The sequence below is a fragment of the Fibrella arboris genome, assembly GCF_041321095.1.
GTDB classification, from domain to species: Bacteria; Bacteroidota; Bacteroidia; order Cytophagales; family Spirosomataceae; genus Fibrella; species Fibrella arboris.
Map to the genome: position 1 here is coordinate 45,786 of NZ_JBGGWE010000009.1, position 17,396 is coordinate 63,181.

Below are 17,396 nucleotides of genomic sequence, written 5' to 3' on the forward strand. Positions count from 1 at the left end.
GTAGAAAAAGCTGGACGTACCTGGTCTGGGTACGTCCAGCTGGACTGTGATTAAGGGAGCTGTTCCAGCATCCAGTCGAAATTATAGAGCTGGGCACTGTTCATCTGGGTGCTGGTCTGGAAGTTGGTGATCACATTGGTAAAGATCAGCGAGGTGTCGTTGCTCGTACCCTGATATTTCACCTTCCCATCCATGTTCACATCCCCGAAATAGTACCCCAGCGCATTGTTGTAATTGTACAGGGGACTTGCGTTACCAGCCTGCGTACCGATCACTTCGGCGAAGATCAGGATCAGGTCATTGGCCGTGCCCTGGTACTTGACCTTACCATTGTGGTTGGCATCACCCGCCCACAAAGCCTGCTTGTTGCCCACAGTGGTTTGCTCCCAGCCCTCGTAGTCGTAAGTACCCACGATTTTGTTCCATAGCTGGGCACCCGTCATGGTGGTGAAGTCGACCAGCGTACCGGTGGTTGAGAGCGGAATGGCCGTGGCCGTCATGGCACCCAGGTGGTTACGGTGTTTGACGCTCACGTAGAAGCTGCTGCCCGACAGGCCTGTGAAGCTCAGCGGCGATACACCATCGCTGGCCAGCACCACGTCGCCATCGCGCTGTACGAGGGCCGAGCGGGTAGCCACCACTACCGAGAGGTTGGCGGGGCTACGCAGTTCCACAAACACCCAGTCGACAATGGCGTCGCCCGTCCCTACATTCAGGGCTGTCACGCTGGCAGGCATCGTCTCGCCGCCGCCGTTGACGTGGGTAAAGCGGTCACCGCCGATGGCTGAGTAGGGTTCCGTCAGGGGCAGGAACTTCTGGCTCCGCAGATCGTCGCGCATCAGGTTATTGGTTCCACCAATCAATGCGCCCTGCAAGAGCACCTTCAACCGCAACACCAGGGCAGCGGGGTCGATGGGTTGCTGCACCAGCACGTTCACCGTGGCGTTGGTACACTTACCCGCGCTGTTGCACACAGTATAGGTAAAGCTGGCTGGCCCAACGTACCCAGGAGCAGGCGTATAGGTGTACGACCCATTGGGCGACATCACCACCGTACCTGACGTAGGCTGACCACCGGCATACGTGAGCGGTAAGCCTTGGGGATCACTGTCGTTGGTAGCCACCGTACCCGCTTTAGGTACGTTCGGCTTCGTCAGCAGCGCATCATCCACCGCTACCGGGGCCAGCGTAGTGCCACTTGGCGGCGTAGGTTGTACGTTCACCGTCACCAACGCCGTTGCACACGAAGGCTGACTCGTACCCTTATCGCAAACCGAATACGGGAATGAAACCACACCCGTGAAGCCAGCAGGTGGCGTGTAGGTCACCGTGCCATTGGCGTTCACCACGGCCGTGCCTACACTCGGCTGAGCAATTAGCGTCGGGTTATTCAACTGACCATCCAGGCTGGTGGCCGAGTCAGGATCAGTGTCATTAGCCAGCACCGCTACGATCACCGGCGTACCGGCGGTCGTTTGCGAGGCATCGTTGTCGGCAATCGGCGGGTTGTTACCCAGCGGCGAAGGCACAGGGTTTACCGTAATGCTCACACAGGTGCTCGCACTCAGGCCCGCCGTATTGGTGGCACTGTAGCAGAAGCTGACCGTACCCGTAAAGCCCGTTGGCGGCGTGTAGGTATAGCTACCCGTTGGCGTAAGCGTCACCGTGCCCGTTGTGGGCGGCGTTAGCAGACTCACCGTCAGCGGGCCGCCCTGCGGGTCCTTGTCGTTGGTCACCACATTGCCCGTTACCGGCGTATCCTTGTTGGTGTTGGCAATATCCGGAGTCAGTACGGGAGCCAGCGTCGGCACATCGCTGACGGTCTGGTAGGCGGTGGCAGTGGTACACAACACCGGCGAACCACTGTCGCAGACCTGATACACAAAGTGATCCGTGCCCACAAAACCAGGGGCAGGCGTGTAGGTGTAGCTACCGTCTGCATTGAAGACAACCGTACCGTTCGTCGGATTGGTCAGCTTAGTAAACGTCAACGTCTGACCCGGGTTCGGATCGCGGTCGTTGCTGGCCACCGTACCCGTGGCGGGTGTACCCTTCGTCGTCAGCAGGTTATCATCGATGGCCACAGGTGCCACGTTGGTCACGCCCGCTGGTAGCGTGGGGTCTATTGTCATCGTCACCAGCGCCGTGGTGCAAACCACCGGACTGCCCGTGTCACAGACCTGATATGGGAACGTGACCACACCCGTAAAGCCCGTTGGCGGCGTGTATGTGATGGTGCCATCGGGGTTGACCGTGGCCGTACCCTGTGCAGGCTGCGAAACAATCGTGGGGTTACTCAGCGGCAAGCCCTCAGGATCCTTGTCGTTGCCCAGTACGTTCACCGTTGTCGACGTACCGGCCGTTGTGCGACCCGCATCGTTCAGAGCAATCGGCGCATCGTTGCCGGGCGTTGGCGGTAGTACCGGTGTCAGCGTCAGCGTCGAGGTCGTACAGGCGGGTGGCGTAGCCGAATCGCAGACGTTCACCGTCAGACTCACCGGAGCGGTCTGGCTGAGGGGGGCGGTGTAGGTGTAGCTGCCGTCGGGGGTCATGGTGAACCCGGCGGGTGGCGTGCCAATCACCGTCGCGGTCAGCGGCGTACCTTCGGGATCTTTGTCGTTGGTCAGCACATTGCCCGACGTTGGTTTGCCCGGAATGAACGTGTTCACGTCAGGCGTTACCACCGGCGGCAGATTAACGGGCGACTGCACATCGACACTCACCGTGGCCACATCACACTTACCCGCACTGTTGCAGACGCTGTAGGTAAAGCTGGTTGGCCCAACGTACCCAGGGGCAGGCGTATAGGTGTAGCTGCCGTTGGGCGACATCACCACTGTTCCCGACGTAGGCTGACCCGTTGTGAAGGTCAGTGGTAAACCCTGCGGATCAGAGTCGTTGGTGGCTACTGTGCCTGTTTTCGGCGTATCCTTTTGGGTCAGCAGCGCATCGTCGATAGCCACCGGGGCCAGCGTAGTACCTACTGGCGGAGTCGGCTGAATATCCACACTCACGAGAGCCGTCGTACACAGGGCTGGCGTGGCTTTATCACAAACCTGATACGGGAAGGTAACCACGCCGGTAAGGCCGGCCGGTGGCGTATAGGTCACCGTACCATTGGCATTCACCACGGCCGTTCCCTGCGCGGGCTGGGCCAGAATCGTTGGATTACTGAGCTGCCCGTTCAGACTCGTCGCACTGTCAGGGTCGGTATCATTGGCCAGTACGGCAATGGTCACCGACGTACCTGCGGTGGTCTGCGTCGCGTCGTTATTCGCCACCGGAGCGTTATTGCCCGTTGGCGATGGCGTTGGCAGCACATTCACCGTCACACACGTACTGGCACTCAGGCCTGCCGTGTTCGTAGCCGAATAGCAGAAGCTGGCCGTTCCTGTGAAGCCCGTTGGCGGCGTGTAGGTATAGTTACCCGTTGGCGAGATCGTCACCGTTCCCGTTGTGGGGGGCGTCAACAGGCTCACCGTCAGCGGGCCACCCTGCGGGTCTTTGTCGTTAGTCACCACATTGCCCGTTACCGGCGTATCCTTGTTGGTGTTGGCAATATCCGGGGTTACCACAGGCGGCAGACCAGTCGGTGCCTGGACATCGATACTCACCGTGGCCACATCACACTTACCGGCACTGTTACAGGCCAGGTAGAGGAAGCTCGTCGGCCCCACAAAACCGGTCGGTGGCGTGTAGGTATAGCTACCATTGGGCGACATCACCACCGTGCCACTCGCGGGCTGACCACTGGTAAAGGTCAGCGGCAAGCCCTGCGGATCACTGTCGTTGGCCGACACATCCCCCGACTTAGGTACGTTCACCCGCGTCAGCAGGGCATCGTCTACCGCTACCGGGGCCAGCGTTGTATTCGCAGGCGGCGTGGGCTGCACGTTCACCGTTATCAACGCCGTTGCACACGAAGGCTGACTAGTTCCCTTGTCACAAACCTGATACGGGAACGAAACAACACCCGTGAAGCCGGCCGGTGGCGTGTACGTGACTGACCCATTGGCATTCACGACCGCCGTACCTACACTCGGCTGAGCAATCAGCGTTGGGTTGTTCAATTGTCCGTCCGGCGTAGTAGCCGCGTCAGGGTCGGTATCATTGGCGATGGCCTTGATGGTCACCGCTACACCCGCCGTTGTTTGCGTATTGTCGTTGTTGGCAATGGGTTTGTTATTCCCCAGTACCGATGGAGCCGGATTCACGTTGACCGACACACAGGCACTGCTGCTCAGACCCGCCGTGTTACTGATGGCGTAGCAGAAACTGGCCACGCCCGTAAAGTCGGTCGGTGGTGTGTAGACATACGTACCGTCGGGCAGCAGGCTCACCGTACCGCTGATTGGCTGGCTGATGAGACTCACCGTCAGTGGGTTACCCTGCGGATCCACGTCGTTGGTCAGCACATTATCCGATACCGGCGTATTGATATTCGTGTTGGCAATATCCGACGTAGCAATCGGTGGCAATAGAGCAGGCGGGGCCTGCACCAGTACACTCACTGTCGCGTTGGTACATTTACCCGCGCTGTTGCAGACGCTGTAGGTAAAGCTGGTGGGTCCCTCAAAACCCGTTGGCGGCGTATAGGTATAGCTACCGTTGGGCGACATCACCACCGTGCCACTGACGGGCTGACCCGTCGTGAACGTCAGCGGTAAGCCCTGTGGGTCACTGTCGTTGCGCCACACCTCACCCGTCTTGGGTACGTTCATTTGCGTCAGCAAGGCATCGTCTACCGCTACCGGGGCCAGCGTTGTACCATTTGGCGGCGTGGGCTGGACGTTCACCGTCACCAGGGCCGTAGCACACGAAGGTTGACTGGTGCCCTTATCGCAAACCGAATAGGGGAACGAAACTACCCCGGTAAAATCTGCCGGTGGCGTGTAGGTCACCGTACCGTTGGCGTTCACCATGGCCGTACCTACACTGGGTTGAGAAACCAGCGTTGGATTATCCAACTGACCATCCAGCGTCGTGGCACTGTCAGGATCAGTGTCATTAGCCAGCACCGCCACGATCACTGGCGTACCTGCGGTCGTTTGCGTAGCATCGTTGTTAGCAATAGGCTTGTCATTGGCCGAGGGCGAGGGGTCGGGTAATACGTTGATCGTTAGACACGTACTCGCTGAAAGCCCTACCGTATTCGTAGCCGAATAGCAGAAGCTGGCCGTTCCCGTAAAGCCGGTTGGCGGCGTATAGGTATAGTTACCCGTCGGCGTAAGCGTTACTGTTCCCGTTGTAGGCGGCGTTAACAGGCTGACGGTCAGCGGAGCACCTTGTGGGTCTTTGTCGTTGGTCAGCACATTACCCGGCACCGGCGTGTTGATATTCGTGTTGGCTATGTCAGCCGTCAGTACCGGCGGCTGGTTGACAGGCAGTACCGTGATGGGCAGAATCACCTGCGTACACTGGCCCGTCTGGTCGCACACCGTTACGCACAGCGTGGTGTTCACCGGAGCCGATGAACCCGGCGTGTAGGTTACAGCCAGGGCATGGGTCACGTTATCTACACCCACCTGCGCCGTGCCGCTAGCTGGCCCGCCACAAATCGTAGCCGTGTGGCTATCGGTCAGGCTGTCGGTTATACCCGTGACAACCGTAACGGGCTTGTTGGGCACCGTCACAATCGGTGTTGGGGTTACTACCGGTGGCTCAACACCATCACCCGGTGGCGTGGGGTCCACAATCTGTACCGGCACGGTTACCGTCGTACACAGGCCCGTCTGGTCACAGACCGTCAGGCAGATGGCATCGGGACCCACGCTACCGGAGGTTGGCGTATAGGTGACGCAGACCTCATGCGTAGTATTGTTGACACTGGCCGTAGCCGTGCCTTTACCCGGTACGTTACACACGCTTACGCTGTGGGTATCCGTCAGATTGGGGTCTACAACCGTCATACACACCGTTACCGGCGTGTTTTTGGGCGTGACTACCGGCACCACCACGACCACAGGTGGTTTGGGCGTAGTGCTGGTTTGGCTGGCGGGCTGCACCGTGATGGGTACAATCGTGGTGGTACACAGCCCGTAGCTGTCGCAGACCTGCACACAAACGGTGGTGGGTCCTGTGAAGGTGGCCGTTGGGGTGTAGATCACACAGACCGCATGGGTAAGATTATTGACGCTGACGCTGGCGACACCGCTGGCGGGCTGTCCACAGATCGAGGCCGTATGGCTATCGGGCTGGTCGGCATCCACGATGGGCAGACAGAGCGTAGCGGGTTTGCCAATGGTCGTAACCAGGGGTTCACCAATCACCACAGGCGGTTGAGGCACGGGTTGCACATCGACACTCACTGTCGCTTTGGTACAGGTAGCCGCACTGTTGCAGACCGCATACGTAAAGCTGTCAGGCCCAACGTACCCAAGAGCAGGCGTGTAGGTATATGACCCATTGGGCGACATCACCACCGTACCGCTGACGGGCTGACCACTGGTAAAGGTCAGCGGCAAGCCCTGCGGATCACTATCGTTGGTGGCTACCGTACCCGACTTAGGTACGTTCACCTGCGTCAGCAAGGCATCGTCTACCGCTACCGGAGCCAGCGTGGTACCACTTGGCGGCGTAGGCTGTACGTTCACCGTCACCAGAGCCGTAGCGCACGAAGGCTGAGAAGCACCCTTGTCGCAGACTTGATACGGGAAGGTCACTACACCCGTGAAGTTAGCCGGTGGCGTATACGTTACCGTACCGTTGGCGTTCACCACGGCCGTACCCACACTCGGTTGGCTAATCAGTGTCGGCGGGTTCAACTGACCATCCAGCGTCGTGGCTGAATCAGGATCGGTATCGTTGGCCAGCACCGCTACGACCACTGGCGTACCCTGCGTCGTTTGCGTGGCATCGTTGTTGGCGACGGGCTTATCGTTACTTACTGGCGATGGAATCGGATTGACGTTCACCGTTACACAGGTAGACCCACTCAGGCCCGCCGTGCTGGTGGCACTGTAGCAGAAGCTGGCCGTTCCCGTGAAGCCGGTTGGTGGCGTGTAGGTATAGTTACCTGTTGGCGAAATCGTCACCGTGCCCGTTGTGGGCGGCGTTAACAGGCTCACCGTCAGCGGACCACCTTGTGGGTCCACATCATTGGTCAGCACATTGCCACTCACCAGCGTATTGATGTTGGTATTGGCAATGTCAGGTTTCACCACAGGCGGCAGGGCAGGTGGCGCCTGCACCAGCACACTCACCGTGGCCCTGGTACATTTACCCGCGCTGTTGCACACACTATAGGTAAAGCTGGTGGGTCCCTCAAAACCCGTTGGCGGCGTGTAGGTGTAGCTGCCGTTGGGCGACATCACCACCGTGCCACTGACGGGCTGACCACCGGTAAAGGTCAGGGGTAAGCCTTGTGGGTCCGAATCGTTGTCGGCTACCGTACCCGACTTGGGTACGTTCACCCGCGTGGTCAGGGCATCGTCCACCGCTACCGGAGCCAATGTGGTGTTGGCCGGTGGCGTGGGCTGCACGTCCACCGTCACCAGGGCCGTTGCACATGAAGGCTGACTGGTGCCTTTATCACAAACCGAATAGGGGAATGAAACCACACCGGTGAAATTAGCCGGTGGCGTGTACGTGACTGATCCATTGGCATTCACCACGGCCGTACCCGTCGCCGGTTGACCCAGCAACACAGGGTTATTCAATTGACCGTTCAGGCTGGTAGCCGAATCAGGATCGGTGTCGTTGGCTAGTACAACCACCGTCACCGACGTACCTGCGGTGGTCTGGGTGGCATCGTTCGCCGCAATCGGTGGGTTGTTGGCCCCTGGGTAGGGCGATGGCACGGGGTTGACGTTCACCGTCACACAGGTGCTCGCACTCAGGCCCGCCGTATTGGTGGCACTGTAGCAGAAACTGGCTACACCCGTGAAGCCGGTTGGCGGCGTATAGGTGTAGTTACCCGTCGGCGAAATCGTCACCGTTCCTGTTGTGGGCGGCGTTAACAGGCTGACGGTCAACGGACCACCTTGTGGGTCTTTGTCATTGGTCAGCACATTACCCGGCACCGGCGTATTGATAGTCGTGTTGGCAATGTCGGGACGAACCACCGGCGGTTGATTGACTGGCAGTACCGTAATGGGCAGAATCACCTGCGTACACTGACCCGTCTGATCGCACACTTCCACGCATACACTCGTGCTGGCAGGGACGCTTCCCGGCCGGTACACCACACACAACTCGTGGCTGGCGTTGTCGACCATGACCGTAGCCGTGCCGCTGTCGGGCAAGCCACAGATCGTCGCCGTGTGGCTGTCGGTGCCACTGTCGGCAATGCCCGTACACACCGTCACCGGCTTGTCGACTACCGTCACAATCGGTGTTGGCGTTACCACCGGCGGCTCAACACCCGGACCCGGTGGCGTGGGGTCCACAATCTGAATTGGCACCGTCACGGTCGTACACAGACCCGTCTGGTCGCAGATGGTCAGGCATACTTTATCCTGACCCACACTGCCGGAGGTGGGCGTATAGATCACACAGACCTCATGCGTAGTATTGTTGACACTGGCCGTTGCCGTGCCTTTACCCGGCACACTGCATACCGTTACGGTATGGGTGTCGCTGCCATTGGGGTCCCGGATGGGCATACACACCGTCGCCGAGGTGTTTTTCGGCGTACTGATGGGGGTCACCACCACCAGCGGCGGCAGCGGTGTAACGGCGGTCTGACTGGGCGGTGTCACTGTGATGGGCACCACCGCCGTGGTGCAATTGCCCTGGCTGTCGCAGACACCCACGCAGGCGGTCAGAGGACCATTGAACGTACCCACCGGCGTGTAGGTCAGACAGACCTCGCGGCGGTCCGGCGATCCGGTGGCGTTGTTGACACTGGCCGTGAGCGTACCGCTGGCAGGCTGGGCGCAGATCGAGGCCGTGAAACTGTCGGGCTGGTCGGCATCCACGATGGGCAGGCAGACGGTAACGGGGTCAGTAGGCGTAGTCACCAGCGGCCGGCCGATCACCACCGGCGGGTTGCTGCCTGGTGACTGTACATCGACGCTGACGGTTGCTACATCGCACTTACCTGCGCTGTTGCAGACACTGTAGGTAAAGCTGGTGGGTCCCACAAAACCCGTTGGTGGCGTGTAGGTATAGCTGCCGTTGGGCGACATCACCACCGTGCCACTGACGGGCTGACCACCGGTAAAGGTCAGGGGTAGTCCCTGCGGATCGCTGTCGTTGGCCGCCACCGTACCCGCTTTAGGTACGTTCACCTGCGTCAGCAAGGCATCGTCTACCGCTACCGGAGCCAGTGTGGTGTTGGCCGGTGGCGTGGGTTGTACGTTCACCGTCACCAGAGCCGTTGCACACGAAGGCTGACTCGTGCCCTTGTCGCAAACCTGGTATGGGAAGGTCACTACCCCCGTGAAGTTAGCCGGTGGCGTGTAGGTCACCGTACCGTTGGCATTTACCACGGCCGTACCTACACTCGGTTGAGAAAGCAGCGTCGGATTGTTCAACTGACCATCCAGCGTCGTGGCTGAATCAGGATCAGTGTCATTAGCCAGCACCGCCACGATAACAGGCGTACCCTGCGTCGTCTGGGTGGCATCGTTATTGGCAATAGGCTTATCATTGACCAAAGGCGAGGGGTCAGGTAATACGTTGATCGTTACACACGCACTCGCTGAAAGCCCTACCGTATTGGTAGCACTGTAGCAGAAGCTCACCGTTCCCGTAAAGCCGGTCGGCGGGGTATAGGTATACGTACCCGTTGGGGTGATCGTCACCGTACCCGTTGTGGGGGGCGTTAACAGGCTCACTGTCAGCGGACCACCTTGTGGGTCCACATCATTCGTCACCACATTACCCGACACGGGGGTGTCTTTGTTGGTATTGGCAATATCGGGGGTCACCACAGGCGGCAGGTTGCCCGGATCGCTGACAGTGATGTAGGCCGTGGCGGTGGTACACAACACCGGCGAGCCGTTATCGCACACCTGATACACAAAGTTGGTTGTTCCTACAAAACCGGTTGGTGGCGTGTAAGTATAGGAGCCGTTCGCGTTGAAGACAACCGTACCCGTGGCCGGAGTCGTCAACGTACTGAAGGTCAGCGTCTGACCCACGTTGGGATCGCTGTCGTTGGCCGCTACGGTACCCGTCGCCGAGACATTCTTCGTCGTCAATAGCGCATCGTCGATAGCCACTGGCGGTAGGTTAGTCTGGCTGGCGGGTGGGGTCGGGTCAACCGTTACGGTCACCACGGCCGTGGCGCAGGCAACGGGCGTACCCGTATCGCAGACCTGGTAAGGGAAGCTCACCACCCCCGTGAAGCCCGCAGGCGGGGTATACGTCACCGTCCCGTCAGGATTGACCAGGGCCGTACCGGTTGTAGGCTGGCTCACCAGCGTGGGGTTGCTCAGGGGCAATCCTTCGGGGTCGCGGTCGTTGCCCCGCACGTTGACTGTCACGGACACACCGGCTGTAGTGCGGGTCGCATCGTTGAGGGCAATGGGTGCATCGTTGACCAGTGGCGAGGGAGTCGGCACCGGGGTCAACGTCAGGGTCGTTGTCGCACAGGCTGGGGGTGTCGCTCTATCGCAGGCCTGATACACCAGCGTCACGGGCGCGGTCTGGCTTAGGGGAGCCGTGTAGGTGTAGCTGCCATCGGGCGAGAGCGTAAAGCCTGTCGGCGGCGTACCGATGAGGCTGGCCGTCAGGGGCGTACCTTCCGGGTCTTTGTCGTTGGTCAGCACGTTGCCTGTCGTCGGAACCGTCGCGATGAACGTATTCACGTCCGACGTAACCAGCGGTGGCTGGTTGACCGGCAGCGGCTGCACATCGACACTCACTGTGGCTTTCGTGCATTTAGACGCAGAGTTGCACACATTGTATGTGAAGCTGTCAGGTCCAACGTACCCAGGAGCAGGCGTATAGGTATATGACCCATTGGGCGACATCACCACCGTTCCTGACGTGGGTTGACCCGTCGTGAAGGTCAGTGGCAAGCCCTGCGGATCACTATCGTTGGTGGCTACCGTACCCGCTTTAGGTACGTTTACCTGCGTCAGCAAGGCATCGTCTACCGCTACCGGAGCCAATGTGGTACCACTTGGCGGCGTAGGCTGGACGTTCACCGTCACCAACGCTGTAGCGCACGAAGGCTGGCTAGTTCCCTTGTCACAAACCTGATACGGGAATGAAACTACCCCGGTGAAGTTAGCCGGTGGCGTATAGGTCACCGTACCGTTGGCATTCACCACGGCGGTGCCCGTCGACGGTTGGCTGAGTAATGTCGGGTTGTTCAATTGACCGTTGGCACTGGTGGCTGAGTCCGGGTCGGTGTCGTTGGCCAGCACCGCTACGATCACTGGCGTACCCTGCGTCGTTTGGGTGGCATCGGCGTTCGCTACAGGTGGATTGTTCGTAATCGGCGACGGCACGGGGTTGACGTTGACCGTCACGCAGGTGCTGGCGCTCAGGCCCGCCGTGTTGCTGGCCGTGTAGCAGAAGCTCACTACACCCGTGAAGCCCGTTGGCGGCGTGTAGGTATAGTTACCCGTCGGCGTGATCGTCACCGTACCCGTCGTTGGGGGCGTTAACAGGCTCACCGTCAGCGGACCACCTTGTGGGTCCACGTCATTGGTCAGCACGTTACCCGGCACCGGCGTGTTGATGTTGGTATTGGCAATGTCAGGTTTCACCACAGGCGGCAGGGCCGGTGGAGCCTGCACCAGTACACTCACCGTGGCTTTGGTACATTTACCCGCGCTGTTGCACACACTATAGGTAAAGCTGGTGGGTCCCTCAAAACCCGTTGGCGGCGTGTAGGTGTAGCTGCCGTTGGGCGACATCACCACCGTGCCACTGACGGGCTGACCACCGGTAAAGGTCAGGGGCAAGCCCTGCGGGTCCGAATCGTTGTCGGCTACCGTACCCGTCTTAGGTACGTTCACCCGCGTGGTCAACGCATCGTCCACCGCTACCGGAGCCAATGTGGTGTTGGCTGGTGGCGTGGGCTGCACGTCCACCGTCACCAGGGCCGTAGCGCACGAAGGCTGGCTGGTGCCTTTATCGCAAACCTGATACGGGAACGAAACAACACCCGTAAAGCCCGCTGGTGGCGTATAGGTCATCGTGCCATTGGCATTCACCACGGCCGTACCCGTCGCCGGTTGAGCCAGCAGCACAGGGGTATTCAATTGACCGTTCAGGCTCGTAGCCGAATCAGGATCGGTATCGTTGGCTAGTACAACCACCGTCACCGACATACCAGCGGTGGTCTGGGTGGCATCGTTCGCCGCAATCGGTGGGTTGTTGGCCCCTGGGTTGGGCGATGGCACCGGGTTGACATTCACCGTTACGCAGGCACTGCTGCTCAGGCCCGCCGTATTGGTGATGCTGTAGCAGAAGCTGGCAATGCCCGTAAAACCCGTTGGCGGCGTGTAGGTGTAGCTGCCATTCGGGTTCAGCACCACCGTACCGCTGGCAGGCTGACTCAACAGGCCCGCCGTGAGCGGTCCGCCCTGCGGGTCTTTGTCGTTGGTGAGCACATTGTCCGATACCGGCGTGTTGATGTTCGTGTTGGCAATGTCGCTCACTGCCACCGGGGGCAGCAGGGCCGCGCACACCTTCAGCGGCAGTTGCCCCGAATACGCCACGCAGTTGCCACCAATGCCCGACAAACTGGTGCCGACCGTAAGGGTTGGTACCGGCGAGAGCGTGTTGTCGTAGCTGACCAGATACACCAGGTACGTACCCGACGCCACAGGACCGCCTGCCGCAGCCGTTACGGTGCTGCTGCCCGGTGCCGAGGCATATTGAATCACGCCCGACCCATCGGTCATAATAATAACATGACTAAAATTGGTACCCGACACGGCGGGCGTAGCCGTAAAGGTCAGACTACCAGCGGTTTTGTCGCAGGCCACTGGCGAGCAAACGCCCGCACTGGTGGTGATGGTAACCGGGGCCGAGTTGGCATCGCCACAACCTGCGCTACCGGTGTTGACCACCGCCCGGTACTGCTGGTTGTTCGCGGCGTTGATGAAGCTGTAATAGGTCTTGCCCGACGTACCCGCCAGATCAGTCCAGGTGGTACCGCCATCGGTGGAGGTTTGCCATTTGACCACACTGCCCGTGTTCCCCGACAGGAGTAACGTACCGGCGTTGCTGGCGTTACACAAGGGCAACGTACCCCCGTAGGCCACCGTGCCACCCACCGACGGGTTGGCGCAACTGCTCACCACCGTAAAATTGGCCGTAGCGACCGTGCTGACTCCGCCCGTGTTGCTGGCAATGGCCGTGACCGTCTGCGACCCCACCGTAAAGGTCAGGCTGCTACACGTCCAGTTACCACTCGCGTTCGCCGTGGTGATGCACACCTGATTGTTGGGCGCGTTTACCGTCACCGAAGCCAGGGCCGTGGCCGTTCCCGAAACAGGGGGGTTGGTGTTGGTCGTTGTTACATTGTTGGGAGTTGTGATGGCAACGGTGGGTTGACAAACCGGCGGGTTGAGCGTTACTCCCTGCGAAGGTCCTGATGTACAGCCGCTTAGCGTAGCTTGCACCGTGTATGTCCCAGCCGGGGCAGTGATGGTCGCTCCGCTCTGAGACACGCCCGCCGAAGGACTAATCGTGTAGGTCGCTGAGGCATCGTAGTTGCTAATGCTGAACGTCCCCGTCGCTACCGAACAGGTAGGTTGCGTGGGTGCGCCAAGTGTCGGCGTAGCCGGAGCACCAGGCTGGGTATTGATCGTTACCGGCGAGGAAGCCCCCGACGTACAGCCGCTCTTGCTGGCCGTAACGGTGTAGGTTCCAGGCGAAGCCGTTACCGTTCCATTAGTCTGAGTGGGGCCTGCCGGACTGAAGGTGTAGGTGGCCGTAGCGTCGTAATTGGTGATGGTAAACGTACCTGTTGCCACCGAACACGTTGGTTGCGTGGGTGCGCCCAGCGTCGGGGTGGCGGGGGGCGTATTCACGGTCACCGATACCTGTATACTGCTGCTTTTACAACTGCCGCTCACGCAGGCGCCGTAATAGGTTGTTGTGCCACCCGGCGAGACAACATTGCTGATACTCGTTGTTAAACCGGCATCACTATACCATTGTAAAGTTCCAGTGCTACAACTGGCACTCAACGTGCTATTGGCCCCACTACATATAGAGGCCGGACTGGCAGTTGCGCCCGTCGGGGCAGAAGGAGCCGAATTAGCTACTGTAACAGTGGGAGATGGTGTTGCACCATAACAACCTGTAGTTGGGTTGTAAGCATAGGCATGATACGTACCCACCGGCACTGCCGCACTATTTGATACTGGGTTTGCCCCATCGGGGTCATTCCACCACTCCACGACAAAGCCCGACACGGCTGGAACAAGTGTAGCAATACCCGTTAGATCTGCCGTAGTGGCAGGTGGGCAAATAGCTATGCTTGTTGTGGATAACGTAGGAATGGGCGTTGTTACCACCGTAAAGTCTATCCCCGGACTTGAACAGTTAAGCGTAGCATTATAATAAGTAGCTGTATACGTACCGGCGGCCGTTACCGAGGTCGGGTTAGATACCACTACACCGCCTGTCGTCCATTGTAAAACCGCTCCCGAAGGTGCCGTAGACGTAACATAAGCGTTCAAATTGGCAAACGTTGTGCCAGCGAAACAATTAATTGTACGGGTAGTTGCCGATAAAGCAGGTGCCGTTGTTGGGCAGGAATTACAGGTGTTTACCGAAGCCGTTACCTGTGTGGTAGCCCCGCCTGTGCCACTATAACAGTTGTTGGTGGCATCGAAAAAGGCCGCGTAGTACGTTCCCGCAGCTACCGCATTGACACTGCTCAGCTTATTGGCCGTGGTAGCCGGTGTGCCGCTATGCCAGGTCAGGGTAGTCCCGCCCGGCGTATTGCTGGCCGTAATGGTGCTGAGGTCAACCGTCGTGGCCGGGCAAACATTCGATTTGGTCGTGGCCGATAAGGCCGGAGCCGTGCTGCCCGCGGTACAGGGGGCAGCACAAGTCGTTACCGAAGCCGTTACCTGTGTAGTAGCCGACCCCGTGCCACTATAACAGTCGTTCGTGGCATCGTAGAAAGCCGCATAATACGTCCCCGCACCTACCGCGTTTACACTGCTCAGCTTATTGGCCGAGGTGGCCGGTGTGCCGCTATGCCAGGTCAGGGTAGTGTTCGCGGGGGTATTGCTGGCCGTAATGGTGCTTAAATCAACCGTCGTGGCCGGGCAAACATTCGATTTGGTCGTGGCCGATAAGGCCGGAGCGGTAGTACCGGCCGCACAGACCGGCTCTGGGGTAATGGCGGGTGCTGCAGGGCTTACCTGAAAAATCGCGTTCTTGTCTGTTACATAAAGGAGACCATTTTTGGGATTGAATTGTACGTCCATCGCCTGGTTCATGTTCCAGGAAAAAGGTTCGGTAGCCAGCTCTCCATCTGTCTGGTTTGCGCCGGCGAAATTACCCGAAGCCGCATAGGTGGCATCGCCTACAACCTTAGATAATATGCCGGTAGCCAGATTCAGTTTTCTGACCACCCCATTATCCGTAAAATACAAATTGGTATAGCCCGTATCAAATGCAACACCCGCCGGAGACAACAGCCGGACTGTGGTACCGGCTACATTATCTCCGCCATCGGCTGAATTAGCGTCGGGACCACCACCGGCAAGCGTTGTCTGAACCCCACCCGGTGTTATTTTTTTAACAAGAAACCGATTATTAGCGGCACACTGGCAAACAAAATAGGCATTGTTTGAGGGATCTAAAGTAAGCGCCCGGCTCGATATCGGCAGATCGGCTACCTTCGTAATGGTATTGGTAGTCAAGTCTATTTTTCTAAGAATAAAACTGGTAGCACCAGCACCACCCGTATCGATTATATACAGGAATTGACCCGTTGCATCGAAGGCAAGGTTAGAGAATGAAGCGATGTTTAACGTCGCGGAAAGGGCGGGGCCACCATCACCTGAAGAAAGCCCTGCAACGCCATTACCCGCAATCGTCGTGATGGTATTGGTGTTCAGATCAAGCTTAATAATGTAATCTTTACCATTTCCTGCTGCGGCATACAAACTATTATCAGCCGCCCGATAGACTATCGATCTAGGGGCGTACAATCCAGTCGAAGCCGCCGGACCACTGTAGGGACCTTGTACACCCACAGTCGGGGTGCCTGCAATGGTGGTAATGACATGGGTATAATAATTAACCTTGCGGATCGCCTGATTATTCTCATCGGCAATGTACATATGCCCCTGGGCATCAAAGGCGATGCTGCTTGGATAGTACAGCTTTACAAGGGGGGGACGATTCACGACAGACTGCCCCTGGCCGGGCGATGTAAACGCCACTAAGCCATCGCCGGCATATCCCTGACCATACGTGGGGGGACCATCATAGCTACCGGCATAATACCAGAGCCTGTTCTGGGCATGAGCCAACTGCCCCACCGCCACGAGTAGTGCAATTGCCCAACCCAACAACCAGGCTGCGTGTTTGATACCTGCTCTGAAGCTGGTGAATAGCGTAGAAAAAGTAAACATAGTCCTGTTCATTTTCAGTAAAAAACGGTGTCAGTACTCCAGGAGCCGCTAACGGTATAGTATATACGTACTTCGTCCACCCTGAAAAAACGGCTGTTTTTCTGGTCGTGACTCAAACTGTATGTGACTGGCCGGGTTGCCCCGTCCGGTCTAGGAGCTTTCGCCCCGCACTTGGTTCTTATGTATACCTTTACAGGCATAAGTCAATGTCATCGTTTACGGATATATGGATAAGAAATCAATCAGGGTGAATCACTACGATATTTTCGAAGTGATTGACCGGTTTGCCATTGAGAAAATTCGCCACTGCTCCATTCTTGATGAATGGATGTCGGCAACGGATAAACTCTCCTCCTTTGAAGCGGAACTGTGCGAGAAAGCCCGTACCGAACTTGAACTCAAATGGGATGAATGGAATGAAGAAGAACTTAAAATGAACTTCATCGGACTCATCCTTTTTGCTGCTTATCTCGACGTTCCTAAAAAGATTCGCACCTTTTATGAGCGTAAACTCACGGGCAAAGTCAATGACATCCTTATTTCTGTCACCATCGATTGCATGATTGCTTCGCCCATGAACTCCGGTCGCCCCAAATCGCCTTACTTTTTCCTGCAGGAATTCAAGCGATCCCTTGGCGATAACCACGACCCAGAGGGTCAGATGCTTGCTGCCATGATTTTAGCCCAAGAGCTTAATCAGGACAATAAGCCATTGTATGGCTGCTGGATTCAAGGCAAAAACTGGTACTTCACCGTACTTAATGGCAAAGACTATTGCGTTAGTACACAATTCGATGCCACTAAATCGGATGACCTCCTACAGATTGTCTATATCCTCCGTAAACTCAAAGAACTGATCCTGGCCCGTTAGCCAGTGGTACGCGTACT

2 protein-coding genes are annotated in these 17,396 nt (G+C 58.1%); one reads left to right on the forward strand and one right to left on the reverse strand.

From position 1 onward, the window contains the following. Positions 1 to 50 precede the first annotated feature (50 nt). Positions 51 to 16,508 carry an Ig-like domain-containing protein gene (locus ACAW75_RS16465; RefSeq protein ID WP_370729836.1) on the reverse strand — a complete coding sequence of 5,486 codons (16,458 nt, stop codon included), beginning with the start codon at positions 16,506 to 16,508 and terminating at the stop codon, positions 51 to 53. Positions 16,509 to 16,734: 226 nt separating this feature from the next. On the opposite strand from ACAW75_RS16465, the gene ACAW75_RS16470 reads away from it, so the two are divergent. After that, complete coding sequence (locus ACAW75_RS16470) at positions 16,735 to 17,379, forward strand: hypothetical protein (RefSeq protein ID WP_370729837.1); 645 nt, start codon at positions 16,735 to 16,737, stop codon at positions 17,377 to 17,379. The last annotated feature ends 17 nt before the right edge of the window (positions 17,380 to 17,396 follow it).

Bases quoted from the DNA above. Each gene is read 5' to 3' on its own strand.
- ACAW75_RS16470 (WP_370729837.1), top strand. From the start codon at position 16,735: ATGGATAAGAAATCAATCAGGGTGAATCACTACGATATTTTCGAAGTG.
- ACAW75_RS16465 (WP_370729836.1), bottom strand. From the start codon at position 16,508: ATGTTTACTTTTTCTACGCTATTCACCAGCTTCAGAGCAGGTATCAAA.